This window comes from Variovorax sp. Soil_C_17, assembly GCF_057657265.1.
In genome coordinates, this window is sequence record NZ_JBDGIT010000002.1 from 1,339,942 (window position 1) to 1,364,901 (window position 24,960).

General features: G+C 68.9%; 24 protein-coding genes. 12 read left to right on the forward strand and 12 right to left on the reverse strand.

Going from position 1 to position 24,960, the window contains the following annotated elements; all coding sequences use genetic code 11:
• The first annotated feature begins 94 nt into the window (after positions 1-94).
• Both AC3A6Y_RS14900 and AC3A6Y_RS14905 read left to right on the forward strand, forming a co-directional pair.
• Positions 95-1,024 carry a LysR family transcriptional regulator gene (locus tag AC3A6Y_RS14900; RefSeq protein ID WP_487868990.1) on the forward strand — a complete coding sequence of 310 codons (930 nt, stop codon included), beginning with the start codon at positions 95-97 and terminating at the stop codon, positions 1,022-1,024.
• Between the two features lie 108 nt (positions 1,025-1,132).
• Positions 1,133-2,893, forward strand: a complete 1,761-nt coding sequence (locus AC3A6Y_RS14905; protein WP_487868991.1) for an adenylate/guanylate cyclase domain-containing protein — start codon at positions 1,133-1,135, stop codon at positions 2,891-2,893.
• 22 nt (positions 2,894-2,915) lie between these two features.
• On the opposite strand, the gene AC3A6Y_RS14910 is transcribed toward AC3A6Y_RS14905, so the two are convergent.
• On the reverse strand, positions 2,916-3,791 hold the full coding sequence (locus tag AC3A6Y_RS14910; protein WP_487868992.1) for a class I SAM-dependent methyltransferase: 876 nt from the start codon (positions 3,789-3,791) through the stop codon (positions 2,916-2,918).
• Positions 3,792-3,901: 110 nt separating this feature from the next.
• Between AC3A6Y_RS14910 and AC3A6Y_RS14915 the strand changes: the two genes are divergently transcribed.
• From AC3A6Y_RS14915 to AC3A6Y_RS14935, 5 genes are all read left to right on the forward strand, one after another.
• Positions 3,902-4,591: a winged helix-turn-helix transcriptional regulator gene (locus AC3A6Y_RS14915; protein ID WP_487868993.1), complete on the forward strand. Its 690-nt coding sequence runs from the start codon at positions 3,902-3,904 to the stop codon at positions 4,589-4,591.
• Positions 4,592-4,735: 144 nt separating this feature from the next.
• Positions 4,736-6,637, forward strand: a complete 1,902-nt coding sequence (locus AC3A6Y_RS14920; RefSeq protein ID WP_487868994.1) for an FAD-dependent oxidoreductase — start codon at positions 4,736-4,738, stop codon at positions 6,635-6,637.
• The gene (locus tag AC3A6Y_RS14925; RefSeq protein ID WP_487868995.1) at positions 6,634-8,559 is read left to right on the forward strand and encodes a 2-oxoacid:acceptor oxidoreductase subunit alpha; all 1,926 of its coding nucleotides are present in this window, start codon (positions 6,634-6,636) and stop codon (positions 8,557-8,559) included. Before AC3A6Y_RS14920 ends, AC3A6Y_RS14925 begins: the two co-directional genes overlap by 4 nt.
• Positions 8,556-9,611: a 2-oxoacid:ferredoxin oxidoreductase subunit beta gene (locus AC3A6Y_RS14930; protein ID WP_487868996.1), complete on the forward strand. Its 1,056-nt coding sequence runs from the start codon at positions 8,556-8,558 to the stop codon at positions 9,609-9,611. Before AC3A6Y_RS14925 ends, AC3A6Y_RS14930 begins: the two co-directional genes overlap by 4 nt.
• 44 nt (positions 9,612-9,655) lie before the next feature.
• The gene (locus tag AC3A6Y_RS14935) at positions 9,656-10,096 is read left to right on the forward strand and encodes a CBS domain-containing protein (RefSeq protein ID WP_487868997.1); all 441 of its coding nucleotides are present in this window, start codon (positions 9,656-9,658) and stop codon (positions 10,094-10,096) included.
• A gap of 39 nt (positions 10,097-10,135) precedes the next feature.
• On the opposite strand, the gene AC3A6Y_RS14940 is transcribed toward AC3A6Y_RS14935, so the two are convergent.
• The 7 genes from AC3A6Y_RS14940 to AC3A6Y_RS14970 form a co-directional block, all read right to left on the reverse strand.
• Complete coding sequence (locus AC3A6Y_RS14940; RefSeq protein WP_487868998.1) at positions 10,136-10,855, reverse strand: aspartyl/asparaginyl beta-hydroxylase domain-containing protein; 720 nt, start codon at positions 10,853-10,855, stop codon at positions 10,136-10,138.
• Positions 10,849-11,604 carry a hypothetical protein gene (locus tag AC3A6Y_RS14945; protein WP_487868999.1) on the reverse strand — a complete coding sequence of 252 codons (756 nt, stop codon included), beginning with the start codon at positions 11,602-11,604 and terminating at the stop codon, positions 10,849-10,851. Before AC3A6Y_RS14945 ends, AC3A6Y_RS14940 begins: the two co-directional genes overlap by 7 nt.
• A 6-nt stretch (positions 11,605-11,610) precedes the next feature.
• Positions 11,611-12,057 carry an SRPBCC family protein gene (locus AC3A6Y_RS14950; RefSeq protein WP_487869000.1) on the reverse strand — a complete coding sequence of 149 codons (447 nt, stop codon included), beginning with the start codon at positions 12,055-12,057 and terminating at the stop codon, positions 11,611-11,613.
• Positions 12,058-12,153: 96 nt separating this feature from the next.
• A complete protein-coding gene (locus tag AC3A6Y_RS14955) occupies positions 12,154-12,537 on the reverse strand; it encodes a hypothetical protein (protein ID WP_487869001.1) in 384 nt (127 codons plus the stop codon).
• A 150-nt stretch (positions 12,538-12,687) separates the two neighbouring features.
• On the reverse strand, positions 12,688-13,899 hold the full coding sequence (locus tag AC3A6Y_RS14960) for a CaiB/BaiF CoA transferase family protein (RefSeq protein ID WP_487869002.1): 1,212 nt from the start codon (positions 13,897-13,899) through the stop codon (positions 12,688-12,690).
• Between the two features lie 8 nt (positions 13,900-13,907).
• Complete coding sequence (locus AC3A6Y_RS14965) at positions 13,908-14,927, reverse strand: tripartite tricarboxylate transporter substrate binding protein (RefSeq protein WP_487869003.1); 1,020 nt, start codon at positions 14,925-14,927, stop codon at positions 13,908-13,910.
• Positions 14,924-15,850, reverse strand: a complete 927-nt coding sequence (locus AC3A6Y_RS14970) for an HpcH/HpaI aldolase/citrate lyase family protein (RefSeq protein WP_487869004.1) — start codon at positions 15,848-15,850, stop codon at positions 14,924-14,926. The genes AC3A6Y_RS14965 and AC3A6Y_RS14970 overlap by 4 nt, the downstream gene beginning before the upstream one ends.
• A 111-nt stretch (positions 15,851-15,961) precedes the next feature.
• Here AC3A6Y_RS14970 and AC3A6Y_RS14975 point away from each other — a divergent pair, with 111 nt between their 5' ends.
• Positions 15,962-16,864: a LysR family transcriptional regulator gene (locus AC3A6Y_RS14975; RefSeq protein ID WP_487869005.1), complete on the forward strand. Its 903-nt coding sequence runs from the start codon at positions 15,962-15,964 to the stop codon at positions 16,862-16,864.
• A 54-nt stretch (positions 16,865-16,918) separates the two neighbouring features.
• Here the strand turns inward: AC3A6Y_RS14975 and AC3A6Y_RS14980 are convergent, their stop codons facing one another.
• The 3 genes from AC3A6Y_RS14980 to xdhC all read right to left on the reverse strand — a co-directional run bounded on the left by AC3A6Y_RS14980 (position 16,919) and on the right by xdhC (position 20,509).
• Positions 16,919-18,247, reverse strand: coding sequence for a glycerate kinase type-2 family protein (locus AC3A6Y_RS14980; RefSeq protein ID WP_487869006.1), 1,329 nt, complete (start codon positions 18,245-18,247; stop codon positions 16,919-16,921).
• 55 nt (positions 18,248-18,302) lie between these two features.
• Positions 18,303-19,511 carry a urate hydroxylase PuuD gene (locus tag AC3A6Y_RS14985; RefSeq protein WP_487869007.1) on the reverse strand — a complete coding sequence of 403 codons (1,209 nt, stop codon included), beginning with the start codon at positions 19,509-19,511 and terminating at the stop codon, positions 18,303-18,305.
• 182 nt (positions 19,512-19,693) lie between these two features.
• Positions 19,694-20,509 (reverse strand): xanthine dehydrogenase accessory protein XdhC, encoded by an 816-nt coding sequence (gene xdhC, locus AC3A6Y_RS14990; protein WP_487869060.1) that lies wholly within the window; start codon positions 20,507-20,509, stop codon positions 19,694-19,696.
• A gap of 53 nt (positions 20,510-20,562) precedes the next feature.
• Between xdhC and AC3A6Y_RS14995 the strand changes: the two genes are divergently transcribed.
• Positions 20,563-21,096 carry a hypothetical protein gene (locus tag AC3A6Y_RS14995; protein WP_487869008.1) on the forward strand — a complete coding sequence of 178 codons (534 nt, stop codon included), beginning with the start codon at positions 20,563-20,565 and terminating at the stop codon, positions 21,094-21,096.
• Here the strand turns inward: AC3A6Y_RS14995 and uraH are convergent.
• Positions 21,081-21,443, reverse strand: coding sequence for a hydroxyisourate hydrolase (uraH, locus tag AC3A6Y_RS15000; RefSeq protein WP_487869009.1), 363 nt, complete (start codon positions 21,441-21,443; stop codon positions 21,081-21,083). The two genes, AC3A6Y_RS14995 and uraH, sit on opposite strands and share 16 nt — an antisense overlap.
• A gap of 74 nt (positions 21,444-21,517) precedes the next feature.
• Here uraH and AC3A6Y_RS15005 point away from each other — a divergent pair, with 74 nt between their 5' ends.
• Genes AC3A6Y_RS15005 through uraD form a run of 3 tightly spaced genes read left to right on the forward strand, consistent with a single transcriptional unit; the run spans position 21,518 to position 24,960 of the window.
• Positions 21,518-22,195 carry a GntR family transcriptional regulator gene (locus AC3A6Y_RS15005; RefSeq protein WP_487869010.1) on the forward strand — a complete coding sequence of 226 codons (678 nt, stop codon included), beginning with the start codon at positions 21,518-21,520 and terminating at the stop codon, positions 22,193-22,195.
• Positions 22,196-22,205: 10 nt separating this feature from the next.
• Positions 22,206-23,156 carry an allantoinase PuuE gene (gene puuE / locus AC3A6Y_RS15010; protein ID WP_487869011.1) on the forward strand — a complete coding sequence of 317 codons (951 nt, stop codon included), beginning with the start codon at positions 22,206-22,208 and terminating at the stop codon, positions 23,154-23,156.
• Between the two features lies 1 nt (position 23,157).
• On the forward strand, positions 23,158-24,960 hold the full coding sequence (gene uraD, locus AC3A6Y_RS15015; RefSeq protein WP_487869012.1) for a 2-oxo-4-hydroxy-4-carboxy-5-ureidoimidazoline decarboxylase: 1,803 nt from the start codon (positions 23,158-23,160) through the stop codon (positions 24,958-24,960).

A 24,960-nucleotide genomic window follows, 5' to 3' on the forward strand; every position in this document is an offset into this window, starting at 1 on the left:
GGCCTCCACTGTAGAAACGCGGGAGCTTTCGCGGAATTGCTTTGACGGCAGCAGGGCTTCGCAAAACGCGAAGGCCTTGCCTAGAATCCCGCGCATGGCCCGCACGATCAACCCGGCGCGCATCGATTTCGTCACGCTGCGCCTGTTCTGCGCAGTGGCGCAGTCGGGCAGCATCACCAAGGGCGCCGAAGCCTGCCACCTGGCGCTTTCGGCGGCGAGCCGGCGCCTTTCCGATTTCGAGAGCGCCACCGGCTCGAAGCTGCTGGAGCGCAGCGCCCAGGGCATCGCGCTGACGCCCGCCGGCCACGTGGCGATGCAGCACGCGATGCGCCTGTTCCAGGGCTTCGAGCAGTTCAGCAGCGAGCTCGGCGACTACGCGGCCGGCGTGCGCGGCCACGTGCGCCTGTGGGCCAACATGTCGGCGCTCACGGAGTTCCTGCCGGCGGCGCTTGCAAGCTTTCTGGAGCGGCATCCCGACATCCGCGTCGAGGTCGAGGAGCAGCTGAGCGGCGACATCGTGCGCGCCCTGGTCGACGGCCTGGCCGACGTCGGCGTGTTCGCCGAGAACACGCCGGCCTACGGGCTGGACATCGCGCCCTTCCAGACCGACGAGCTGGTCGTGCTGTGCGCCCGGCAGCATCCGCTGGCGCGCCTGAAGCGGGTCGATTTCAAGACCTGCCTGGCTTACGAGTTCGTGGGCCTGAACCGCAGCAGCTCGCTGCTGGAGCTGACCTCGCGCGCGGCCGAGCAGGCCGGCGTTCCGATGCGGCTGCGCGTGCAGGTGCGCAGCTTCGATGCGATGTGCCACATGATCGCGGCAGGCCTGGGCATCGGCGTGGTGCCGCTGGCGGCCTGCTCGGCGCAGGTCAGTGTGCTGGACCTGCGCGTCGTGCGGCTCAAGGACCCCTGGGCGGTGCGCCGGCTGTTGATGGCCACCAAGACCGGCGAGGCGCTGTCGCCGGCCGCGGACCTGTTGCTGCGGCACCTCGCGGACTCGGGCGACCAGCACCGCACCGGACCGTAGCGCGCGGCTTCGGCTAAGCGTGATCGAGCGCCGCCGCCGAACGCCCGCGAGGAGCGTAATATGCTCCGGCTCTGGTGGACTCGTCTGTTCCCCATGGAGTCGGCATCGGTGAACTCGTCTGATCTCAAACAACGCCTGCTGGCGATCCTCGCCGCGGACGCGGTGGGCTATTCGCGCCTGATGGCCATCGACGATCGCGGCACCGTGGCCGCGCTCGATGCCGCCCGGGCGGTTTTCCGCAGCCGCATCGAGGCCGGCCACGGCCGCGTGATCGACATGGCCGGCGATTCGGTGCTCGCCGTGTTCGAGACCGCAGCGGGCGCGGTGACGGCCGCCATCGCCGTCCAGCAGCAGCTGGGCGCATCCACCGGCGGCGTGCCGCAGGACCGGCGCATGCTCTTTCGCATCGGCATCCACATGGGCGACGTGATCGAGAAGGCGGACGGCACGGTCTACGGCGACGGCGTCAACATCGCCTCGCGGCTGTGCGCGGTGGCCGAGGCGGGCGGCATCGTCGTGTCCGACGCGGTGCACGGGGCCGTGCGCGACCGGATCGTCGCCAGCTTCGTCGACCAGGGCGAGCAGCCGATGAAGAACATCGCGCACCTGGTCCACGCCTTTCAGCTGAAGCCTGCCGAGCCGGCGCCCGCATCCCCGCGCTCCAACGGCCCGGCATTGCGCCTGCCGGACCGGCCCTCGCTGGCCGTGCTGCCCTTCACCAACATGAGCGGCGACCCGGAGCAGGAGTACTTCGCCGACGGCATCACCGAGGACATCATCACCGACTGCTCCAAGATCTCCGGCCTGTTCGTGATCGCGCGCAACTCGACCTTCACCTTCAAGAAGCAGAACGTCGACATCAAGGACGTGGGGGCCAAGCTGGGCGTGCGGCACGTGCTCGAAGGCAGCGTGCGGCGCCACGGGATGCGGGTGCGCATTAACGTGCAGCTGATCGATGCCGAATCCGGCGGGCATGTCTGGGCAGACCGCTACGACCGCGACCTCGAGGACATCTTCCTGGTGCAGGACGAGGTCACGCGCAAGATCGTGGAAACGCTGGAGGTGCGGCTCACCGGCAACGAAGAGGCGCGCCGGCACGATCGCGGCAAGGTCAACGTCGAGGCCTACGACTATCTCATTCGCGCGAAGAGCTGCATCCTGCATTTCACGGAACCGGCCCTGGTCGAGACGCGCGAGATGCTGGAGCGCGCACTGGCGATCGAACCGGAGCTGGCGCTGGCCTATGCCTACCTGGCGATCGCCCGCGGCGTCGAGTACGCCAACGCCTGGAACGGCCGGACGGCAGATGATCTGGAGGAGAACCTGGCGATCGCTCGCAAGGCCTGCGAACTGGACCCCGCCGAGCCCCTGTCGTATCACGCGATGTCGAACGCGCTGATGTGGCTGCGCAGGCTGGACGAGGCCGAGCGCGCCGCGCGCAAGTCGGTGGCGCTCGACCCCAATTCCGCCCAGAGCCATGGGACGCTGGGCATCATCCTGGATTTTTCCGGGCGGCACGAGGAGTCGATCGAATCGCTGGCGAAGGCCCTGCGCCTGGACCCGGAGTTCAGCCTGTGGCGGCACGCGCAGGGGCGGGCTCAATTCGCACTCGGGCACGACGCCGAGGCCGAAGTGAGCTTCAAGCGCCGCCTGATCCAGATGCCGGGGTCGGACGTCACGCGCGCCTACCTGGCGTCGCTCTACGGCCACGCCGGCCGCCTCGACGAGGCCGCCCGGATCTGGCGCGAGCTGATGGCGCTGAATCCCGGCTACACGATCGAGCTCACGCTGCGCGTCCTGCCCTACACCAGCCCCGCGCCGCTCGAGCGCTTCGTGACGGGCCTGCGCAAGGCCGGGCTGGTGCCTTGAACCGGCACGGCGGCCCAACCGGTCAGGACACGGTCCCCGCCCCCACCAGCATCTCGCACGGCCCTTCGAACCCGTCGGCGGTCTCGAAGCCCCGCAGCGCCTCCTCGATCGCATCCCAGGTCCGCGCCCGCTCCTCCTCGCTCAACCCGATCATCATCTGGTGCAGGGCCCCGAAGGACTCCCGCTCGAAGCGCACGCACTCCGCCGCACTCGGCAGCCGCACCGGCGAAGGCACCTTGCGCACCTCGATCTCCCGCAGGCCCGCCTTCGCGAATGCGGCCTCGAGCACGCCCTCCCCGCCCAGCGAGAAGGGCCCGGGCTGCCCCGGCAGCGGCGGCGGCAGCCCGGCGCGCTCGCGGATGATCTTCACGGGGATCGAGAAGAAGGCATTGCGCTCGGGCGTCGAGTACACGACGGCCGACACGCGCCCGCGCGGCCGCAGCGCACGCCGCATGCCCGCCAGCGCGCGCTGCTGGTCGGGAAAGTAGATCAGGCCGACGCGGCTGATCACGGCATCGAAGCTGGCGGCCGGCAGGGTGTCGAGCGCCTCTCCGTCGAGCTCGCGGACCTCGAGGTTCGCGAGCCCGGCGGCCCGGGCATCGGCGGTGGCGCGCTCCAGCAGCGCAGGCGCGATGTCGGTGGCGAGCACGTGGCCCGCCGCGCCCACGCGCCGCGCCGCGGCTATCGACTGCTCGCCGGCACCGGCCGCGACGTCGAGCACGCGCGAGCCGGGCCCGATGCGGGCCAGGTCGAACATGGTGTCGGTCGCTTCGCCGAGCCAACGGCCGAGGAAGGGGCCCCAGCGGTGCCAGGCCTCGGCCGCGGCCTGCCATTGCGCGCGGGTGGTGGTCTTGAAGGCGGCGGGATCGAAGACAGGCGGGGTGGCGACGGCGTTCATGGTGGATCTCCTTGAGGTGGGTTGGTGCTGCAAGGATGGCCGTGCGGAGCTCGCCTCGCCAGTCCAGAATTGTACTGGCCTCCGGGCGCGCGAAAAGCTAGATTGGCGCCATGATCGATTACGGCCAGTTCTGCACCGTCGCGCGCGGCGCCGAGGTGCTGTGCGAGCGCTGGACGCCGCTCGTGGTGCGCGAGCTGATGTGCGGCAGCACGCGCTTCAACGACATCCGGCGAGGGGTGCCGCGCATGTCGGGCTCGCTGCTCGCGCAGCGCCTGCGCAAGCTCGAGGAGGTCGGCGTGGTCAAGCGCGTCCAGGGCACGGGCACGTCGGCCGAGTACCACCTCACCGGTGCCGGCGAGGAGCTGCGCCCCATCGTGCTGGCGCTGGGCCACTGGGGCGCGCGCTGGATCGGCAGCCGCCTCAAGCGGGGGCAGCTCGACGCGGGCTTCCTGATGTGGGACATCCGACGCTTCGTGCACCTGGACGAATGCCCGCCGGAGCGCTGCATCGTGGTCCACTTCCGCTTCACCGATGCCCCCGAGGGCGAGCGGCGCTGGTGGCTGGTGATCGACCAGGGCACGGCCGATCTCTGCCGCGACAACCCGGGCGACGAGCCGACGCTGGTGGTCGAATCGACCGTGCTCGCGCTGACCGAGATCTGGACCGGCGACCGCGAGGCGGAGGACCAGATCCGCGAGCGGCGCGTGCGTCTGACCGGTGGCGCACGCGATGCCCGCGACCTGTGGCGCTGGCTGGGCCGCAGCGCCTTCGCCGAGACGCGGGCCGCGGCGCGGGCCTGACGCCGCCCCTTCGCTCGCCGCGGGACCATGACGCGCTGAGGGCTTTCACCGAGCCCCCATTGCGCCGCACGCGGCGCATACTCGCGGCAAAACCCGCATCGGCCCACCCACGAGGGCCCCGGGCGGCAGCAAGGAGACAAAGCTTTGCAGCGAACCGATATCGCGAACCCGGCCTATTTCCACAAGGTCGTCGATTGCCAGTACGCCTGTCCGGCGCACACCCCCGTCCCCGAGTACATCCGACTGATCGCGCAGCGCCGCTACGGCGATGCCTACATGATCAACTGGGTGTCGAACGTCTTCCCGGGCATCCTCGGGCGCACCTGCGACCGTCCCTGCGAGCCGGCCTGCCGGCGCGGTCGGGTGGAGGAAGGCAATGCGCCCGGCGACGGGCCGCCCCTAGCCGGGAGCGCCCCCTTGGGGGGCCGGGGCGAAGCCCCTGGGGGGCCATTCCGGCCCGAGCCGGTGGCGATCTGCCGGCTCAAGCGCGTGGCCGCCGACATGAAGGAAGACGTGCGCGCGCGCATGCCGGTGCCCCAGCCGCGCAACGGCAAGCGCATCGCCTGCGTCGGCGCGGGGCCGGCCTCGCTCACCGTCGCACGCGACCTTGCGCCGCTGGGCTACGAGGTGACGGTGTTCGACGAGGGCAACCGGGCCGGCGGCTTCATGCGCACGCAGATCCCGCACTTCCGCCTGCCCGAGTCGGTGATCGACGAGGAGACGGGCTACATCCTGGACCTCGGCGTCGAGTTCCGCGGCGGGGAGCGCATCGACTCGATGAAGGCCCTGATGGCTCAGGACTGGGACGCGATCTTCGTCGGCTGCGGGGCCCCGCGCGGGCGCGACCTGGACCTGCCCGGCCGGCAAGAAGCCGCGGCCGGCATCCACATCGGCATCGACTGGCTGGCTTCCGTCTCTTTCGGCCACATCACCAGCATCGGGGAGCGCGTCATCGTGCTGGGCGGCGGCAACACCGCGATGGACTGCTGCCGCTCCGCCCGCCGCCTGGGCGGCACCGACGTGAAGGTGATCGTGCGCAGCGGCTTCGAGGAGATGAAGGCCTCGCCGTGGGAGAAGGAGGACGCGCAGCACGAGGGCATCCCCATCATCAACTTCCACGTGCCCAAGGCCTTCGTGCATGAAAGCGGCAAGCTGGTGGGCATGCTGTTCCAGATCGTCCGGGCGCAGTACGACGAACAGGGCCGGCGCACGCTGGTGCCCACCGGCGAGCCCGAGGCCTTCTTCGAATGCGACGAGGTACTGGTGGCGGTGGGCCAGGAGAACGCCTTCCCCTGGATCGAACGCGATTGCGGCATCGACTTCGACCGGTGGGGCCTGCCGGTGCTCGACAAGAACACCTTCCAGTCCTCCGCGCCGAAGGTGTTCTTCGGCGGCGATGCGGCCTTCGGCCCCAAGAACATCATCGAGGCCGTGGCCCACGGGCACGAGGCCGCGGTGTCGATCGACCGGCTGCTGCACGGCGAGTCGATCCAGCTGCGCCCTGCCCCGATGACCAACCTGATGTCGCAGAAGATGGGCATCCACGAGTGGAGCTACGACAACGACATCACGAACGACCTGCGCTACAAGGTGCCCTGGGCCAAGGCGGAGAAGGCGCTGGCCAGCATCCGGGTCGAGGTGGAGCTGGGCTTCGACGCCGCCACCGCCTTCAAGGAGGCCGAGCGCTGCCTCAATTGCGATGTGGAGACGGTGTTCACCGAGGCCGCCTGCATCGAGTGCGATGCCTGCGTGGACATCTGCCCGATGGACTGCATCAGCTTCACCGCCAATGGCGAGGAGGCGGAACTGCGGCAGCGGCTGAAGGCGCCGGCGCTGAACCTGGCGCAGGACCTGTACGTGTCGGGCGGGCTCAAGACCGGCCGCGTGATGGTCAAGGACGAAGATGTCTGCCTGCACTGCGGGTTGTGCGCCGAGCGCTGCCCCACCGGGGCTTGGGACATGCAGAAGTTCCTGATCGAGATGACGCCGGCGGGGCCGCAGGCCCGCGATGCGCGCGTCGCGCCGAAGCAGGGGGTGCCGGCATGAGCGCCACGCTTCCACCCCGAGGCGCAAAGTCCGCCTTCGAAACCGGCGACGCGCGCGAGGCAACGAGCGCGCCGGCCATCCCTTCGATCGCCGCCGTCAACGACTTCGTCATCAAGTTCGCCAACGTCAACGGCTCCGGCTCCGCCTCGGCCAACGAGCTCTTCGCCAAGGCCATCCTGCGCATGGGCGTGCCGGTGAGCCCGCGCAACATCTTCCCCAGCAACATCCAGGGCCTGCCGACCTGGTACGAGGTGCGCGTGTCCGAAGCCGGCTACATGGGGCGGCGCGGCGGCACCGACATGATGGTCGCGATGAACCCGCAGACCTGGGACGCCGACGTGGCCGAGCTGGTGCCCGGCGGCTACCTGTTCTACGACAGCACGCGCGCCCTGCCCCCCTCGAAGTTCCGCGAGGACATCCGCGTCATCGGCATGCCGCTGACCGAGATCTGCAACGCGGTCTACCACGACCCGCGGCAGCGGCAGCTGTTCAAGAACATCGTCTACGTCGGCGCGCTGGCCATCCTGCTGGGCATCGAGCCCGAGGTGGTCGAGAAGCTGCTCGGCGAGCAGTACAGGGGCAAGGAAAGGCTGCTGGCCTCCAACGTGCAGGCGCTGCACCTGGGCTGCGACTTCGCGCGCGAGCACCTGAACGCGTCGGTGGGCCTGCGGGTGCGGCGCGCCGACCGGGTGGGAAACCGCATCTTCGTCGACGGCAACAGCGCCGCGGCGCTGGGCTGCGTGTATGGCGGGGCCACGGTGGCGGCCTGGTATCCGATCACGCCCTCCTCCTCGGTGGCCGAGGCCTTCCAGAAGTACTGCGCCAAGTTCCGCGTGGACCCGGCCACCGGGCAGAACCGCTTTGCGATCGTGCAGGCGGAGGACGAGCTGGCTTCCATCGGCATGGTGGTGGGGGCCGGCTGGAACGGCGCGCGCGCCTTCACCGCGACCTCGGGCCCGGGCATCTCGCTGATGGCCGAGTTCATCGGCCTGGCCTACTTCGCCGAGATTCCCGTCACCCTCATCAACGTGCAGCGCGGCGGGCCTTCCACCGGCATGCCCACCCGCACCCAGCAAGCCGACATCCTGTGCTGCGCCTACGCCTCGCACGGCGACACCAAGCACGTGCTGCTGTTTCCCGAGGACCCGCACGAATGCTTCGAGCACGCCGCCGCCGCGCTCGACCTGGCCGACCGCCTGCAGACCCCCGTGTTCCTGATGACCGACCTGGACATCGGCATGAACCAGCGCCTGTGCGCGCCCTTCGAATGGGACGAGAGCCGCGCCTACGACCGCGGCAAGGTCATGACGGCCGAGGAGCTGGAAGCCGGCCGCGACTTCGGCCGCTACAAGGACGTGGACGGCGACGGCATTCCCTGGCGCACCCTGCCGGGCACGCACCCGACCAAGGGCAGCTTCTTCACCCGCGGCACCACCCGCGACGCCTACGCGCGCTACTCGGAGCGCGGCCCCGACTACATCTACAACATGGAGCGGCTGCTGAAGAAGTTCGCGACCGCGGCGGCGCTGGTGCCGCAGCCCGTGCTGCGCCCGGCCGCGCAGGCGACCGATCTGGGCGTGATCTATTTCGGGTCGACCACCCCTGCCATGCACGAGGCGCTGGAGGCGCTCGAGGCCCGCGGCATCCACCTGGACGCGATGCGGCTGCGCGCCTTTCCCTTCCCGCAGAGCGTGGTGCAGTTCCTGGCCGAGCATGCGCAGGTCTTCGTGGTCGAGCAGAACCGCGACGCGCAGATGCGCAGTCTGTTGATCAACGAGCTGGACATCGATCCGGCCCGGCTGGTGCGCGTGCTGCATTTCGACGGCACGCCCATCACGGCGCGCTTCGTCACGGAGGCGATCGCCGGGCATGTGCGCAAGCAGGCGCCGGGCGCCGGCAACGACACCGAGGAGACTGCATGACCTACCTGGCCAAGCCCAAGCTGCACCACCCCACGCTGGCCACCAACAAGGTCGGCTACACGCGCCGCGACTACGAAGGCAAGATCTCCACCCTGTGCGCGGGCTGCGGCCACGACTCGATCTCGGCCGCCATCATCGAGGCCTGCTGGGAGCTGGATATCGAGCCGCACCGCGTCGCCAAGCTCTCGGGCATCGGCTGCAGCTCCAAGACGCCCGACTACTTCCTGGGCGCCTCGCACGGCTTCAACACCGTGCACGGCCGCATGCCCAGCGTGCTGACCGGCGCCAACCTGGCCAACCGCGACCTGCTGTACCTGGGCGTCTCGGGCGACGGCGATTCGGCCTCCATCGGCCTCAGCCAGTTCGCCCACGCCATGCGGCGCGGCGTGCGGATGGCCTACATCGTGGAGAACAACGGCGTCTACGGCCTCACCAAGGGCCAGTTCTCCGCCACCGCGGACGAAGGCTCCAAGAGCAAGAAGGGCGCGATCAATACCGACAGCCCGGTCGACCTGGTGGGCATGGCGCTGCAGCTCGGCGCCACCTACGTCGGACGTGGCTTCTCGGGCAACAAGGCGCAGCTCGTGCCCTTGATCAAGGGCGCCCTCAGCCACGGCGGCGCCGCCTTCATCGATGTGCTCAGCCCTTGCGTCGCATTCAACAACCATCCCGGCAGCACGAAGAGCTACGACTACGTGCGCGAGCACAACGAGGCGGTGAGCCGCATCGACTTCATCCACAGCCGCGACGAGATCAGCGTGGACATGGCGCCCGGCGAGGTGATGGACGTGCGCCAGCACGACGGCACCCTGCTGCGGCTGCGCAGCCTGCACGCGGGCTACAACCCCGGCGACCGCCATGCCGCCATGGCGTACATGCAGCGGCACCAGGAACTGGGCGAGGTGGTGACCGGCCTGCTGTACGTCGACCCGCTGGCCACCGACCTGCACACGGCGCTCAACACCAGTGCCCGGCCGCTCAACCAGCTGGGGCCCGGCGAGCTCTGCCCCGGCGCCGCGGCGCTTGAAAAGCTCAACGCCTCCTTGCGCTGAGCGCGGCCTCGTCGCAACATGCCGGTTTTGCTGGAGGACGGGCCATGGCGGAAGAACGTACTGTGTTTCAGTCCATATCGCGCAAGCACGTGCTGAGCCTGGGCCCGCACGCCAGCGTGCGCGACGCGGCAGGGGTGATGACCCGCGCCAACTGCGGCAGCGTGCTCGTCATGGAGCCGCCGGACATCCTGCTGGGCATCCTCACCGAGCGCGACCTGATGACGCGGGTGCTGGCTAAAGGGCTCGATCCGGATCACACGGCCGTGCGCGAGGTGATGACGCCCAACCCGATCTGCGTGTCGCCGGAGACGCTGGTGTCGGATGCGGTGGTGCTGATGCTGGAGCGCGGATTCCGGCACCTGCCGCTGCTGTCGGGCAAGAAGATCCTGGGGGTGTTTTCGGTGAGGGATGCGCTGCCGAGGGAGATCGGGGTGGCGCTCGGGCAGGCGGAATTCAATGCGCAGGTGAATGACGTGCTGGGGTAGCCCCCCAGCGGCGCGCTCGTGCAGTGTTTGCGCACCGCACTAGCCGTAGAACCCGTCCTCCCACCGCGCCTGGTTCTTCACCGCGACCTTCACGAAGGCCGTGCGCTGCATGACCGCCATCATGAGCTTGTTGACCAGGCGCGGCACGAGCGGCAAGGGCCGCAGGAAGTCCACGAAGAGAACGATGCGCCAATGCGGCGTCCGGTTCCAGGCCTCGTGCATGAAGGTGTCGTCGAAGACCAGCGACCCGCCCTCGGACCAGTTCCTGACGATGCCGTCGACGCGAATGGCGCAAGTCTCGTCCGATGCCGGAACGCGCAGGCCGAGGTGATACCTGAGAACGCCGTTGTAAGGGCCGCGATGCTCGGGGATGACCTTGCCGGGGGCGAGGATGGAAAAGAAGGCCGTCTTCATGCCGGGAATGAGCGCCAGCGCCTCGGCAGTGCGCGGGCAGCGCTGCATGTTCCTGGGGAACTCGACGCCGTAGCCCTTGAAGAAGAAGGTCTTCCAGCCGGCATCGCTGGTCAGCGTGGCCTGGTCCGGCGAAATGTCCTGGAAGCTCGGAAGCCTCTGGACGTCCGCGAGCAAGGCGTCCAGTTCGGCGCGGATCTCGGGGGTTCGGGCCTCCAGAAGCCGCGGCCAGGGCAGATCGCCGGACGGGAAGAACGGCCGGTCGCCGAGCAGGGAATGGCGCCTGTTCATCCGCTCGGCGGCCATCAGCGTGCGGAACAGGATGCGGGCAGGCAGGTTCCTCAGCATGGGCTCGACCCGTTGCCGGAGAACCAGCGACCGCAATCCGGGCCCACGAGCGCCGGTGCGCCGTTCAGCCGGACCTGCTCTTCATCCAGCTGCAACGAGGTCGAAGGGTCGATGTCGAAGTCGACCCGAAGCACGCGCCCGACATCGGCATGCTCGATGGGAAGCTCCCAGGTCAGGAACACCTGGGTGCAATCCTGGTCGGGCCCGAAGTCGGCCGCATCGAAGCTGCCGCTGTGGCGCCTGAGGACGGCGTGCGGCTGGCCGGTGTCGAAGATCACGGCGGTGCCCCTGGCAAGGGGAATTCGATGACCTGCGGCGGGGAAGTGCAGGTCCAGTCCCTTGTCCTCGCTCAGGAAGAGATTGCAAAAGGCCGCGCCGCCGTAGTGGGCGCCGTCGTGGTGGTACTTCGCGCCGCGGCAGGCCATGAGGGCGACCTCGCTTGCGGCCAGCACCTCCTGCAGGCCGAGGCTGCGCGTCCAGTCGGACACGGCGCGTACGCAGTGCCCGTAGTCCGGCCAGCGCGCACGTGCTCGCGCCAACGGCAGTGTCTCGACGTCTCCCGGCTCCAGACCCAGGCGCATCGATACCTCCCTTTCCCAGTCTGCCGACAGCCTGGCGGGCGGCACAGGCACATCGACCGAGCCCGAGAGCACGACATCGCTCACGCTTCGACTGCGGATGGCATCGCCGCTCCAGAAATAGGACACGAGGACGTCTCGCACCGGAGGCGGCGAAGGAAGCGGAGTCATGCGGAGCTAATCGTCGATCTCTGGCTCAACCAGCCTCGCCAGGTTCAGCAGCGACTCCTGCCAGCCGAGATAACACGCTTCCAGGGGAATCACGTCAGGCAGCCCTTCCTGGACGATGGTCAGCTCGGTACCGACCGAGACTTGCTTCAGCGTGACCGTGACCTGTATCTCTCCGGGCAGGTTCGGATCGTCGAACACATCCGTGTATCGCAGCCGTTCATGGGGCACGAGCTCGCGGTATTCGCCGCCGAAGCCGTGGCTCTTGCCCGTGGTGAAGTTGGTGAAGGACATCTTGTACTTGCCGCCCACCTTGGCGTCCATGCTGTGAACCTTGCCCGTGAAGCCGTTGGGCGGGAGCCAACGCGCCTTGGCGTCGGCGTCGAGAAAGGCCCGATAGACCTTTTCCGGTTTCGCGGCAATGACGCGATGCAGTCTGACGGTGTGGGTGCCCATGAATTGCTCCTTTGATCCCGAAAGTGTCGCAGCCTACGAATGATCCCATTGCAGCGCAAGGACCAGGAAACCGCGAATCCTGCCAGAGGGCGCGCTTCAAAGAGCCCGCCACTCATCGAGGCAATGCGCCGCAAGCGCCGTCACCCACGACGGCTCATCCGGATCGAAGGCCAGGCCGAAGTGCGGGCTGACGACGAAGCCCGCCCGCTCGAACACCCCCGGGTCCTCGCGCCGCAAGAAGGAGGCCAGCGCATCGAAGGGCACCGCGACATTGCCGAAGTTCACCACGCGTGCCTGCACGGTGATCTCTTCGAGCCTTCCGCCATCCTGGAACCGGTAGACCACCGACCCGTAGTCGAGCTCGTTCAGCCCGACGTCGTTCCGGCCGGCACTCGCAGGCCGGCCCCGCATCTTCAGGATCTCCTGTCGCGAGACCGAGAAGGGAATTCCATCGACGCTGACGAAGGGGTCCAGGTTCATGGTTCGCCGAGCAGAAGCGCGACCTGGCTGCCGACCTGCACCTGCTGGCGCCCACAGTTTCGCAGGGCTGAAGGCGCGGGGGAAGCCGCATGGCCGATGAATCCGGGTGCATCGCCGATGAAGCGGCGCCTGTTTCCGATTTCCTGGCGGTCACGCCATTCGCTGCGGCAGCACATCCAATGCGCGCAGCCGTGCAATCTCCTCTTCGCCATAGCCATGCGCCGCCAGGATGTCCGCCGCATGCTGCCCGAAGCCCGGCGACGCAAAAGGCTTGGGGCCCGGCGTGCTGCCGAACTTGACGGGCGTGGCGAAGCCGCGATAGCTGCCGACCTCCGGATGGTTGAACTCCGACACCATCTGCTCGGCGAGCACCTGCTCGTGCACGAACATGTCCTCGACCGCGCGCACCGCCGCGCACGGAACGGCATCGCCGAAGATCGTTTCCCATTCCAGCGCACTGTGCCGCTGCAGCGCCGATCGCAGCTGCGGCACGATCTCCGCCGCATGCTGCGCGCGCTTGCGCACGGTGTCCAGGCGCGGATCGGCGGCCAGCGCGTGCAGGCCGGTTCGTTCGCACAACGCGGCCCAGAAATGCGCGGTGTTGGCCGACAGGTACAGGTAGCCCTCGCGCGTGGGATGCAGCCCCGTCACGCCTCCCGAGCGCATGTCGCGCGCGACCTCGCGCCCCTCGCCCTCGGCCCACACCAGGCGTGCCGACTGCATGGCCAGCGCACTGCGCAGCAGCGAGACCCCCACGTACTGCCCGCGCCCACTGCGCGCGCGCTCCACGAGCGCGGCGCTCACGCCCATGGCCAGCATCGAGGCGGCGTAGTAGTCCACCACCGAGCCGTACGCGATCTCCGGCGGCCCGCCGGCCTTGCCCTGCATGGCGCAGATGCCGGTCATGCTCTGCAGCACCTGGTCGTAGCCTGCCATGTCCTTGAGCGGTCCCTTCTCGCCGAAACCAGTCACCGCGCAATAGACCAGCGCCGGGTAGCGCTCGCGCAGCTGTTCGTAGTCGATGCCCAGCCGCGGCGGCACCGCGGGCCTGAAGTTGTGGACCAGCACGTCGGCCTGCGCGAGCAGACGGTGCAGCACTTCCAGGCCCTCCGGCTTCTTCAGGTCCAGCGCGAGACCCTTCTTGTTGCGGTTGACACCGATGAAGGCGCGGCTTTCGGTATCCAGCGTGGACGGATACCTGCGCAGGTTGTCGCCGGTGGGCGGCTCGATCTTGAGAACGGTGGCTCCCATGTCCGCCAGCAGCGTGCAGCCGTAGGGCCCGGCGATGTAGGCGCTGAGGTCGAGCACGCGGATGCCGGTGAGCGCACCGCGCTGCTGCGCCTCTTCTGCCGGGTCGGTCATCGCGCGCCTCATTCCGGCGAGATGCCCGTGTCCTTGGCCACCTTCTGCCAGTACGGGATTTCGCGCTGGATCTGTGCGGCGAACTGCGCCGGCGTCAGGCCCGCGGGCTCGGCACCCTCGCGCAGCAGAAAGGCCTTCATCTCCGGTCCGCCGACGATCCTGTTGATTTCGCTGTTCAGGCGCTGCACCACCCCGGGCGGCGTGCCGGCCGGCGCCAGCATCCCCCACCAGACGTCGAAGCTGTAGCCCGGAATGACGTCGGCCATCGGCACCAGCTCGGGCGCGGTGGCCGAAGGCCTGGCGCTCGTGATGGCGATCGCCCGCGCCTTGCCGGAGCGCAGCGCCGGCCGCAGCGAGGAGCCGCTCGCGATGAGCAGGTCGACGCTGCCGCTCATGAGATCGGTGGTTGCGGGCGCCATGCCGCGGTAGGGAATGTGGGTGATGAACACGCCCGCGCTGGCCTTCAGCAGCTCCGTCGCGAACTGGTTGGTGCTGCCCGGGCCGGAGGAGGCGTAGTTGAGCTTGCCGGGCTGCTGCCTGGCCAGCGCCAGCAGCTGTGCGGGCGTGTTCGCGGGCAGGTCGGAGCGCACCGCGACGATGAAGGGCCCCTTTGCCATCATCGCGACCGGGGCGAAGCTCTCGACGGGGTCGAAGGGCAGGCGCGGCTGTACCGCGGCGTTCGTGACGAAACTGGAGGACACGGCGGCCAGCGTGTAGCCGTCGGCCGGCGCCTTGGCCACGATGCCGGTGCCCAGCGTGCCGCCCGCGCCGGGCTTGTTGTCGATCAGCACCGGCTGGCCGAGCACTTCCGACAGGCGCCTTCCCACGGCGCGCGCGAAAACATCGTTCGAGCCGCCGGCCGGATAAGGCACGACCACGGTGATCGGGCGCGACGGCCAAGCCTCCTGCGCCAACGCAACCGCGCCGAAGGGCACGGCGCCGAGCAGCGTTGCCAGTGCTCCCGCCATGCAGCGCCGGCGCATGGAGATAGTGCGCGAGAGGCCCGGCATGGGGCCAGGCATGGTCATGCCGTCTCCAGTGTCCGCTTCGCGTTCGGCATGGGCACATCGGCCGATGCGCCACGCTCGGCCAGCAAGCCGAGCCGCCGTGCATGCGCGAGCACGCGCTCGGCACCGCGCACGAAGGGGCCGTCCACCATCTGCCCGTCCACCAGGTAGGCTCCGACGCCGCGGGTTTGCGCGTGGCGCGCCGCCTCCACGATGCGCTGCGAGCGCTCGATTTCCGTCTGCGACGGGCGAAACACCTGGTGCGCCAGCGTGACCTGGCTCGGATGAATGCAGCTCTTGCCGATATAGCCGAGCCGGCGCGCCATCCTGGCCTCGGCCACATAACCCTGCGCGTCGTGCACGTCGGCGAAGGCCCCGTCGTAGGCGAAGACGCCCGCCTGTGCCGCCGCCATGCGCATCGCGAACATCGCGGCATGCACATTGGCCGCGTCACGGCGCATGATGCCCAGCGGCTCGAAAAAATCGCCCAGGCCCAGCTGCAGGCCGGCCACGCGCGAGTGCGCCTGCGCCATGGCAGCGGCCTCCTGCAGGCCACGCGGCGACTCCACGTTGAGCATCAGCCGCGCGGGCCGGGTCACGCCGTTGGCGCGCTCGGCCGCCTCGAGCGCAGCCACCGCGGCCCGGACCTGCTCGACCGACTCGGCCTTGGGCAGGTTCAACAGGTGCAGGCCATCGCACGCGACAGCGGCCACGTCGGCTTCGAAATGCGCGGTGTCGATTGCGTTGACCCGCACGATCAGCGTCTTGCCCGAGGCCTGAGCCGCAGGCGAGCGCAGGAGTTCGCTCACCTGGCTGCGCGCCTCGGCCTTGCGCTCTTCGACCACCGCATCCTCGAGGTCGAAGGACAACGCCGCGGCGGCGCCCGACAAGGCCTTGGCAAAGAGCTCCGGACGCGAGCCGGGGATGAAAAGCTTGCTGCGCATTCTGTTTTCTCCTCAAGAATCGAAGCAGAGTCTGCGCGCCGAAATCAAAAGGAAGAACTGGCTGGTGCTATCTTCAGAAGATAGTTTTTCTTTGTTTCCAAAGGACGCGCCTTGAACACCGACTTCCTCAAGAGCTTCGTGGCCGTCGTCGAGCACGGTTCCATGGCTGAAGCCGCACGCCGGCTCAACCTCACGCCGGCAGCCGTGGGCCAACAGGTGCGCGCGCTGGAGCGCGAAATGGGTACGCCCCTGGTCAAGCGCATGGGCCGCACGGTCACGCCGACCGAGTCGGGCGACCGCATCGTCGAGCGCGCACGCGAGTTGCTGACCCAGGTGACCGACCTGCGCACGGTCGCCAACGACGCGACGCTCTCGGGCGACCTGCGCCTGGGCGCCGGCACCAATGCGCTGCTCGGCATGGTGCCGGACATCCTGGCTGCGCTGGTGAAGCGCTATCCGGGCGTGAACGTGTATGTCCAGCCCGGCTACTCGGTGGACATGCACCCGGCCGTGCAGCGCGGCGAGCTCGACGCGGCCATCGTCCTGCAGTCACCCGTGGCACTGCCCAAGACCCTGGGCTGGCAACTGTTGCGCGAGGAGCCGCTGGTGGTCCTGGCGCCGGCCAAATGGGCGAACGCCGACCCGCACGAACTCCTGACGAGCCAGCCGCTCATTCGATACGACCGCACGCAATGGGGCGGCCGGCTGGCCGACCAGTACCTGCGGAAGGCAGGCATCAAGCCACGCGAGCGCTTCGAGCTCAACGCGCTCGGCCCCATTGCGGTGATGGTGGACCGGGGGCTCGGCGTCTCGCTGGTGCCGGACTGGATCAGGCCCTGGCCCGAAGGCTTGAGCCTGGTGCGCATCCCGTTGCCGGTGCCCTTCGAGCCGCGGCGCGTCGGACTGATCTGGTCGCGCGCCTCGCTCAGGCTGCGGCTGGTGGAGGCGATGCGCGAGGAGGCGATGGCGTTGTTTCCGGTGGCTGCGAGGCGGGCGAAGCGAGGGGGACGTTGAGGGCTGCCTGGTCCGATGGCCCGCGCTTTCTCCTCGTACTTGCCAGCCGGGCGGCTACAGCACCAGCAAGGCCCGGAAGTCGTTGACGTTGGTATGCGTGGGCCCCGTCACGCACAGGTCCCCGATTGCATCGAAGTACCCGTAGGCATCGTTGCGATCGAGGTGATCGGCCAGCTTGCGCCCGGCCGCCTCGGCGCGCGCCAGGGTGTCGGGCGTGACGAAGGCGCCGGCGTTGTCTTCCACGCCGTCGATGCCGTCGGTGTCGGCCGCCAGGGCCCACACGTTCTTCTGTCCCGCCAGCGCACCCGCGAGGCCGAGGCAGAACTCGCCCGCCCGGCCTCCGCGGCCCTTGGCCTGGCCCGGCTGGCGCGGCCGGATGGTGACCGTCGTCTCGCCGCCCGACAGGATCACGCAGGGCTTCGCAAAAGGCGCACCGCGCAGCGCGACCGCGCGCGCCAGGGCGCCATGCACCTTGCCGACCTCGCGCGACTCGCCTTCCATCTCGTCGCTCAAGATGTGCGCCTCGATGCCGGCCGCGCGCGCCGCCGCGGCGGCGGCTTCGAGCGACTGCTGCGGCGTGGCGATCAGGTGCGTCGCATGGCCCTTGAACACGGCGTCGTCGGGCTTGGGCGTTTCGAGCGCGCCGCCTTCGAGCTGCGCCCGCACGGCCGGCGGCACCTCGATGCGGTAGCGGTCGAGGATGGCCAGCGCATCCGCGCACGTTGTGGCGTCGGGCACGGTGGGGCCGCTGGCGATCACCGCCGGATCGTCGCCGGGCACGTCGCTGATGGTGAGCGTCACCACTTTCGCCGGCCCGCAGGCTGCCGCCAGCCTGCCCCCCTTGATGCGCGACAGGTGCTTGCGCACGCAGTTCATCTCGCCGATGTGCGCGCCCGATTCGAGCAGCTGCTTGTTGATGCGCTGCTTGTCCGCCAGCGTCAGCCCCTCCGCCGGCAGCGTGAGCAACGCCGAGCCTCCGCCCGAGATGAGGCACAGCACCAGGTCGTCGGCCGTGAGGCCCTGCGTCAGCGCAAGAATGCGCTCGGCCGCCTTCAGGCCGGCTTCGTCCGGCACCGGATGCGCGGCCTCGACGATCTCGATGCGCCTGGCCAGCCCCTCGGGCCGCGGCGGGATGTGGCCGTAGCGGGTGACCACCAGGCCCGAGAGCGGCGCGTCGGCCGGCCACAGGGCTTCCAGGGCCTGCGCCATCGAGCCGCCGGCCTTACCGGCGCCGAGCACCAGCGTGCGGCCCTTGGGCGGCTTGGGCAGGTGCTCGCCCATGCTGTCCAGCGGCAGCGCGCGCCGGACCGCGATGCGGTAGAGCTGTTGGAGAAAGTCGCGCGGCGCGGCGTGGGGATCGGGCAGGGCCTGGGATGCGTTCATGGGTGTTTCGGTCTCCGTTGCCCGATTGTCCACGGCCAGCCGCGGTGCCCGGGCTTCAGTTGGTCTTTGCGCCGCCCTCGAACCACTTGGCGATCAACGCCCGCTCGGCATCGGTCATGCCGGTCGAGTTGTTCATCGGCATGATCTTGGTGACCACGGCCTGCTGGTAGACGCCCTGCGCATGCGCCGCCACCTGGTCGGGCGTGTCGAGGCGCACGTTTTTCATCTGCACCTGGGCGCCGTGGCACATGTAGCAGCGCTGCTCCAGCACCTTCTTGACGTCGCCGAAGGCCACCTTCTGCGACGCGGCGGCGCTGGCCATCGGTGCGGCGGCGGGTTCGGGCCGCATCCAGACGATCGACAGGCCCAGCACCACCACGCCGACCATCGCGTAGGGCAGCGGGTTGCCCGCATTGCCCAGCTTGAAGCGGTGCCGCACCACGAAGAACTGCCGGATCGCCGCGCCGCCCAGCATGATCAGCAGCAGCACGATCCAGTTGTACTTGTGCGTGTAGGTGAAGCTGTAGTGGTTGCTCAGCATCGCGAACAGCACCGGCAGCGTGAAGTAGGTGTTGTGCACGCTGCGCTGCTTGCCGCGCTGGCCGTGGATCGGGTCGACCGGCTTGCCTTCGCGCAGCGCCTTCACGCTCTTGCGCTGGCCCGGGATGATCCAGAAGAACACGTTCGCGCTCATCGTCGTGGCCATCATCGCGCCCACCAGCAGGAAGGCCGCGCGGCCCGCGAACCACTGGCAGGCCAGCCAGGTCGCGAAGACGATGAAAACCGCCACCAGCACGCCGACGATGGTGTCGCCGTTCTTGCGGCGGCCGAAGATCTGGCAGATGCCGTCGTACACCATCCAGAAGACGACGAAGAAGGCCAGCGCCACGCCGATGGCGGCGCCGGGCTGCCAGTCCATCTTGGACTTGTCGATCAGGTAGGTGCTCGCGTTCCACAAGTAGGACATCGTGAACAGCGCGAAGCCGGAGATCCAGGTGGAGTAACTTTCCCAGAAGGACCAGTGCAGGTGGTCCGGGATCTTCTTGGGCGCCAGCGCGTACTTCTGCATGTTGTAGAAGCCGCCGCCGTGCACCGCCCACTGCTCGCCGCCGACGCCCTTGTCGAGGGATTCCTTGTCCTGCGGCTTCTCGAGGCTGTTGTCCAGCATCACGAAATAGAAGGAGGCGCCGATCCACGCGATGGCGGTGATGACGTGGACCCAGCGCAGCAGCAGATTGGCCCAGTCGAGGTAGTAGCTTTCCATGTGCTCAACCTTGGTTTGGACTGCTCACCACTGCGGGCGCTGTAAGCAGAGAAAGGGCCGCGAACGCAGGCTCCTGGAAAGGCCTCGCTCCGCTGCGGCTTGTGGACTGCAGTGTATACACTTTTGGCGATGGGTTCGAGCATTTTTTGCAGCGCAGGCTTGCAGGAAAACCCTGATCGCCCTCATCGGCCGTACAGGTTTTGCAGAAGCTGTGCCGCGACCGCGACGGCGATCACCTCCGGCTCCTTGCCCGTGATGCCGGGCACGCCGATCGGGCAGGTGATGCGCGCCAGCTCCTCCGCTTCGAAACCGCGCGCCTCCAGCCGGTGGCCGAAGGTGGCCCACTTGGTCTTGCTGCCGATCAGGCCCACGTAGGGCAGGTCGCCACGCGCGCGCAGGCGCTTGAGGCAGGCGATCACGATGTCCAGGTCCTCGGCATGGCTGAAGCTCATGATCAGCACGCGCGAGCCGGGCTCCAGCTGGGCCACGGCGTCCTGCACCGGGTCGGAATGCTCGGTCTCGATCTGGGCCGGCAGCGCGTCGGGGAAGACGCCGTCGCGGCTGTCGATCCAGCGCACCTTGAAGGGCAGCGTGGACAGGAGCCGCGCCAGCGCCGCGCCCACGTGGCCGCCGCCGAAGAGGGCCACCGGTTCCAGGTGCGCCAACAGTTCGGCCTGCAGCGCCTTCGCATCGGCCGCCGCGATGCGCTGGTACGAAAGAAAGACGACGCCGCCGCAGCACTGGCCCAGCGTCGGGCCGAGCGGGTAGCGGCGCACGCCTTCGATCGCCGCACCGCCCGCGAGCCAGGCGCGCGCTTCGTCGGTCGCCTGGTACTCGAGCTGCCCGCCGCCGATGGTGGCGGTGAGGCCCTCGGCCCACACCGCCATCCAGGTGCCGGCCTCGCGCGGCGCCGAGCCCTGCGTGCGCACGACGCGCACCAGCACGCCCTCCTCGCCACGCGCGAGGCGCGCCAGCAGTTCGTCGACCAGGCCGTTCATCCGCGATACCTCCGATTGCTCCAGGGCCATGCTGCCACGGTATAAATCCCGTCATGACCTTCACGCTGCTTGCCACGCCCTTTCGCCGCGCCTTCGCGGCCGCGTTGACCACCGTCCTGGGCCTCGTCGGCTGCGGCGGCCTTCCAGGATCGACGGGCTCCGTGCCCGGCCAGCTCAGCGATGCGACCGCGGCGCCGGCCCAGCGCGCCGGCGCCCTCCCCCGTCCCTCCAACGCCGGCACCGCGCGCGAGTACAAGCAGGACGCCGCGCGCCATATCTACGCGCGCAACGGCAACCGCATCTACGCCGGCAAGCTGCCGCCGCTGCTCTATGCCATCGGCACGCTCTCGGTCAGCCTCGACGCGAACGGCCGCGTGACCGGCATGAACTGGATGCGCGCGCCCAAGCACGCGCCCGAGGTGGTTGCCGAGATCGAGCGCACGGTGCTGGCGGCTGCGCCCTACCCGGCCGCCAGCCGCATCGGCAAGCTGACGTGGACGGACACCTGGCTGTGGGACAAGAGCGGGCATTTCCAGCTCGATACGCTGACCGAAGGACAGCTCTCGCAGTTTCAGGACCCGCGGTAGGTGGAGTAGCTCCACGGGCTGACCAGCAGCGGCACGTGGTAGTGCTGCTCGGCGTTCGCAACGCCGAAGTCCAGGGTCACGCGGTTGAGGAAGTTCGGCTCGGGCAGCGTCACGCCGCGTGACTTGAAATAGCCCGCCACGTCGAACACCAGGCGGTAGGTGCCCGTCTTCAGCGCGCCGTCGGCGTAGAGCGGGCCGTCGCTGCGCCCGTCCGCATTCAGCGTGAAGCGCCTGACCAGCGTGGCGCGGGCGTCCTCGCCGGTGCCGTCGGTGGTGTAAAGCGTGACCTCCATGCCCGCCGCGGGGCCGCCGTGCATGGTGTCGAGGACGTGGGTGCTGAGGCCCATGGTGATGCTCCTTCAAGGCATTGGGGAAATTCCGGTCGACAAAAGTGTATACACTTCTCGGCTTTGGGTCTATCATGAAAACCATGGATTCGACCACCACCCGCGCGATCGTCGATGCGCTCACCAAGGCCATCGTGGAGCACCGGCTGCAGCCGGGCAGCAAGCTGGCCGAGCAGAAGCTGGCCGATCACTTCGGCGTCTCGCGCACCCTGGTGCGGCAGGCGCTGTTCCAGCTTTCGCAGAACAAGCTGATCCGGCTGGAGCCCGCGCGCGGCGCCTTCGTGGCGGCGCCCGCGGTGGACGAGGCCAAGCAGGTCTTCGCCGTGCGCCGCATGCTGGAAGCCGAGATGACGCGCGAGTTCGTGCGCAACGTCACGCCGGCGAAGATCAAGGCGCTCAAGGAGCACGTGGCGCTCGAGAAGGCCGCGGTGTCGGGGGAAGACATCTCGGGCCGAACCGAGCTGCTGGGCGACTTCCATGTCCGCATGGCCGAGCTGATGGGCAACCAGGTGCTGGCGCAGATCCTCGGCGAGCTGATCTCGCGCTGTGCCCTCATCACGCTGATGTACCAGAGCGCGACGGCGGCCGAGCATTCCAACGACGAGCACGCCGACATCGTGAAGGCGCTGGCCGCGAAAGACGAGGAGCGCGCCGTGCGGCTGATGACCGAGCACCTGCAGAACGTCGAGGCCAACCTCGTTTTCGACCGCAAGGTTCCCACCCACGACATCTCGGTCGCCCTGGCCGCCTGAGAGCCCTTCCATGAGCACCATCTACGACACCACCCTGCCCTACCCGCGCGACCTGGCCGGCTACGGCCGCAACCCGCCCCATGCCCGATGGCCCGGCCGCGCGCGCATCGCGGTGCAGTTCGTCCTCAACTACGAGGAAGGCGGCGAGAACTGCGTGCTGCACGGCGACGCGGGCTCCGAGCAATTTCTGTCCGAGATGTTCAACCCGGCGAGCTTCCCGGACCGGCACATCAGCATGGAGGGCATCTACGAGTACGGCTCGCGTGCCGGCGTCTGGCGCATCCTGCGCGAGTTCGAGAAGCGCGGCCTGCCGCTCACCGTGTTCGGCGTCGGCATGGCGCTGGAGCGCCATCCCGAGCTCACGGCCGCCTTCAAGGAGCTGGGCCACGAGATCGCCTGCCACGGCTGGCGCTGGATCCACTACCAGAACATGGACGAAGCCGCCGAGCGCGAGCACATGCGCCTGGGCATGGAGGCGATCGAAAAGCTCACCGGCGAGCGCGCCCTGGGCTGGTACACCGGCCGCGACAGTCCCCGCACCCGCCGCCTCGTGGCCGACTACGGCGGCTTCGAGTACGACAGCGACTACTACGGCGACGACCTGCCCTTCTGGATGAAGGTGCGGAAGACCGACGGCACGGTCGTGCCGCAGCTCATCGTGCCCTACACGCTCGACTGCAACGACATGCGCTTCGCGCTGCCCCAGGGCTACTCGCATGCCGACCCCTTCTTCCAGTACATGAAGGACAGCTTCGACGCGCTCTATGCCGAGGGCGACGAGGCCCCCAAGATGATGAGCATCGGCATGCATTGCCGCCTGCTCGGACGCCCCGGCCGCATCACGGCGCTGCAGCGCTTCCTGGACCACATCGCGAAGCACGATCGCGTATGGGTTTGCCGCCGGCTCGACATCGCGCGTCACTGGAAAGCGACGCATCCCCATGACCAGAAGGGAGCCTGACATGGCCCTGAGCATCGAACAACTGAACGCCGCCACGCCCGAGCAGGTCGCGGCCCTGCTCGACGGCACCTACGAGCACTCGCCGTGGATCGCGCAGCGCGCCGCCGCGGCGCGGCCCTTCCGCTCGCTCGCGCATCTCAAGCATGCGCTGGTGCAGGCGGTCTCCAAGGCCACGGACGAGGAGCAGCTGGGCCTGATCCGCGCCCACCCCGAGCTCGCGGGCAAGGCCATGGTCAGCAAGACGCTCACGGCCGAGTCGACCCACGAGCAGGGCAAGGCCGGCCTCACCGAATGCACACCCGAGGAGTTCGCGAAGATCCAGCAGCTCAACGCCGACTACAACGCGAAGTTCGGCTTTCCCTTCATCCTGGCGGTGCGCGGGCCGCGCGGCACGGGTCTTTCCAAGCGCGAGATCATCGACACCTTCGAGCGGCGGCTGCACCATCCCGCGGACTTCGAGCGCGGCGAGGCGCTGCGCAACATCCACCGCATCGCCGAGATCCGGCTGGACGACAAGTTCGGCGTGACGCCCGCGCTCGGCAACGACGTGTGGGACTGGCAGGAACAGCTGTCGCAGCACACCGATCCGGGCTATGCCGAGAAAGGCCAGCTCACCGTCACCTACCTGACCGAGGCGCACCGCGCCTGCGCGCAGCAGATCGCGGGCTGCATGCGCGAGGCCGGCTTCGACAGCGTCGAGATCGATGCGGTCGGCAACGTGGTGGGCCGTTACGAAGCCGAAGGCTTCGTTCCGGGGACCGGCGCGACGCCCGGCGCGAAGACCTTGCTCACCGGCTCGCATTACGACACGGTGCGCAACGGCGGCAAGTACGACGGCCGACTGGGCATCTTCGTGCCGATCGCCTGCGTCCGCGAGCTCAAGCGCCGGAACCGGCGCCTGCCCTACGGCTTCGAGGTGGTCGGCTTCGCGGAAGAGGAAGGCCAGCGCTACAAGGCCACCTTCCTCGGCTCGGGCGCGCTGACCGGCCACTTCGATCCGAAGTGGCTGGACCAGAAGGACGCCGACGGCATCACCATGCGCGAGGCGCGCGCGGTCGCCGGCCTGAAGGAGGAAGACATCCCGAAGCTGCAGCGCGACCCGTCCAGGTATCTGGGCTTCGTCGAAGTGCACATCGAGCAGGGCCCGGTGCTGACCGAGCTCGACCTGCCGCTGGGCATCGTGACCTCGATCAACGGCGGCGTGCGCTACGTGGGCGAGGTGATCGGCATGGCCAGCCACGCCGGCACCACGCCGATGAACCGGCGCCGCGATGCCGCCGCCGCGGTGGCCGAGCTGATCCTCTTCGCCGAGCGGCGCGCCGCGAAGGACGGCGACTCGGTCGCCACCGTCGGCATGCTCGAAGTGCCCAGCGGCTCGATCAACGTGGTGCCGGGCCGCTGCACGTTCAGCCTGGACATGCGCGCGCCCAACAACCCGCAGCGCGACGCGCTGGCAGCCGACGTGATCGCCGAGCTCAGGGCCATCTGCGAGCGCCGCGGCGTGCGCTACACGCTGGAGGAAAGCATGAAGGCGTCGGCCGCGCCCAGCGCGCCGGCCTGGCAGCAGCGCTGGGAGCGGGCGGTCGACACGCTGGGCGTGACGCTCTACCGCATGCCCAGCGGCGCCGGCCACGACGCGATGAAGCTGCACGAAGTGATGCCGCAGGCCATGCTCTTCGTGCGCGGCATCAATTCGGGCATCAGCCACAACCCGCTCGAATCGAGCACCAACAACGACATGCAATTGGCGGTGGAAGCCTTCCAATTGCTGCTCGACAACCTGGCCAACGAGAAGGCGCACTGA

Bases quoted from the DNA above. Each gene is read 5' to 3' on its own strand.
- AC3A6Y_RS14935 (WP_487868997.1), top strand. From the start codon at position 9,656: ATGGCGGAAGAACGTACTGTGTTTCAGTCCATATCGCGCAAGCACGTG.
- AC3A6Y_RS14945 (WP_487868999.1), bottom strand. From the start codon at position 11,604: ATGACTCCGCTTCCTTCGCCGCCTCCGGTGCGAGACGTCCTCGTGTCC.
- uraD (WP_487869012.1), top strand. From the start codon at position 23,158: ATGGCCCTGAGCATCGAACAACTGAACGCCGCCACGCCCGAGCAGGTC.
- AC3A6Y_RS14970 (WP_487869004.1), bottom strand. From the start codon at position 15,850: ATGCGCAGCAAGCTTTTCATCCCCGGCTCGCGTCCGGAGCTCTTTGCC.
- AC3A6Y_RS15005 (WP_487869010.1), top strand. From the start codon at position 21,518: ATGAAAACCATGGATTCGACCACCACCCGCGCGATCGTCGATGCGCTC.
- AC3A6Y_RS14980 (WP_487869006.1), bottom strand. From the start codon at position 18,247: ATGAACGCATCCCAGGCCCTGCCCGATCCCCACGCCGCGCCGCGCGAC.
- AC3A6Y_RS14985 (WP_487869007.1), bottom strand. From the start codon at position 19,511: ATGGAAAGCTACTACCTCGACTGGGCCAATCTGCTGCTGCGCTGGGTC.
- AC3A6Y_RS14955 (WP_487869001.1), bottom strand. From the start codon at position 12,537: ATGAACCTGGACCCCTTCGTCAGCGTCGATGGAATTCCCTTCTCGGTC.
- AC3A6Y_RS14940 (WP_487868998.1), bottom strand. From the start codon at position 10,855: ATGCTGAGGAACCTGCCTGCCCGCATCCTGTTCCGCACGCTGATGGCC.
- AC3A6Y_RS14915 (WP_487868993.1), top strand. From the start codon at position 3,902: ATGATCGATTACGGCCAGTTCTGCACCGTCGCGCGCGGCGCCGAGGTG.
- AC3A6Y_RS14925 (WP_487868995.1), top strand. From the start codon at position 6,634: ATGAGCGCCACGCTTCCACCCCGAGGCGCAAAGTCCGCCTTCGAAACC.
- AC3A6Y_RS14910 (WP_487868992.1), bottom strand. From the start codon at position 3,791: ATGAACGCCGTCGCCACCCCGCCTGTCTTCGATCCCGCCGCCTTCAAG.
- xdhC (WP_487869060.1), bottom strand. From the start codon at position 20,509: ATGAACGGCCTGGTCGACGAACTGCTGGCGCGCCTCGCGCGTGGCGAG.
- AC3A6Y_RS14960 (WP_487869002.1), bottom strand. From the start codon at position 13,899: ATGACCGACCCGGCAGAAGAGGCGCAGCAGCGCGGTGCGCTCACCGGC.
- AC3A6Y_RS14900 (WP_487868990.1), top strand. From the start codon at position 95: ATGGCCCGCACGATCAACCCGGCGCGCATCGATTTCGTCACGCTGCGC.
- AC3A6Y_RS14930 (WP_487868996.1), top strand. From the start codon at position 8,556: ATGACCTACCTGGCCAAGCCCAAGCTGCACCACCCCACGCTGGCCACC.
- AC3A6Y_RS14995 (WP_487869008.1), top strand. From the start codon at position 20,563: ATGACCTTCACGCTGCTTGCCACGCCCTTTCGCCGCGCCTTCGCGGCC.
- AC3A6Y_RS14950 (WP_487869000.1), bottom strand. From the start codon at position 12,057: ATGGGCACCCACACCGTCAGACTGCATCGCGTCATTGCCGCGAAACCG.
- puuE (WP_487869011.1), top strand. From the start codon at position 22,206: ATGAGCACCATCTACGACACCACCCTGCCCTACCCGCGCGACCTGGCC.
- uraH (WP_487869009.1), bottom strand. From the start codon at position 21,443: ATGGGCCTCAGCACCCACGTCCTCGACACCATGCACGGCGGCCCCGCG.
- AC3A6Y_RS14965 (WP_487869003.1), bottom strand. From the start codon at position 14,927: ATGACCATGCCTGGCCCCATGCCGGGCCTCTCGCGCACTATCTCCATG.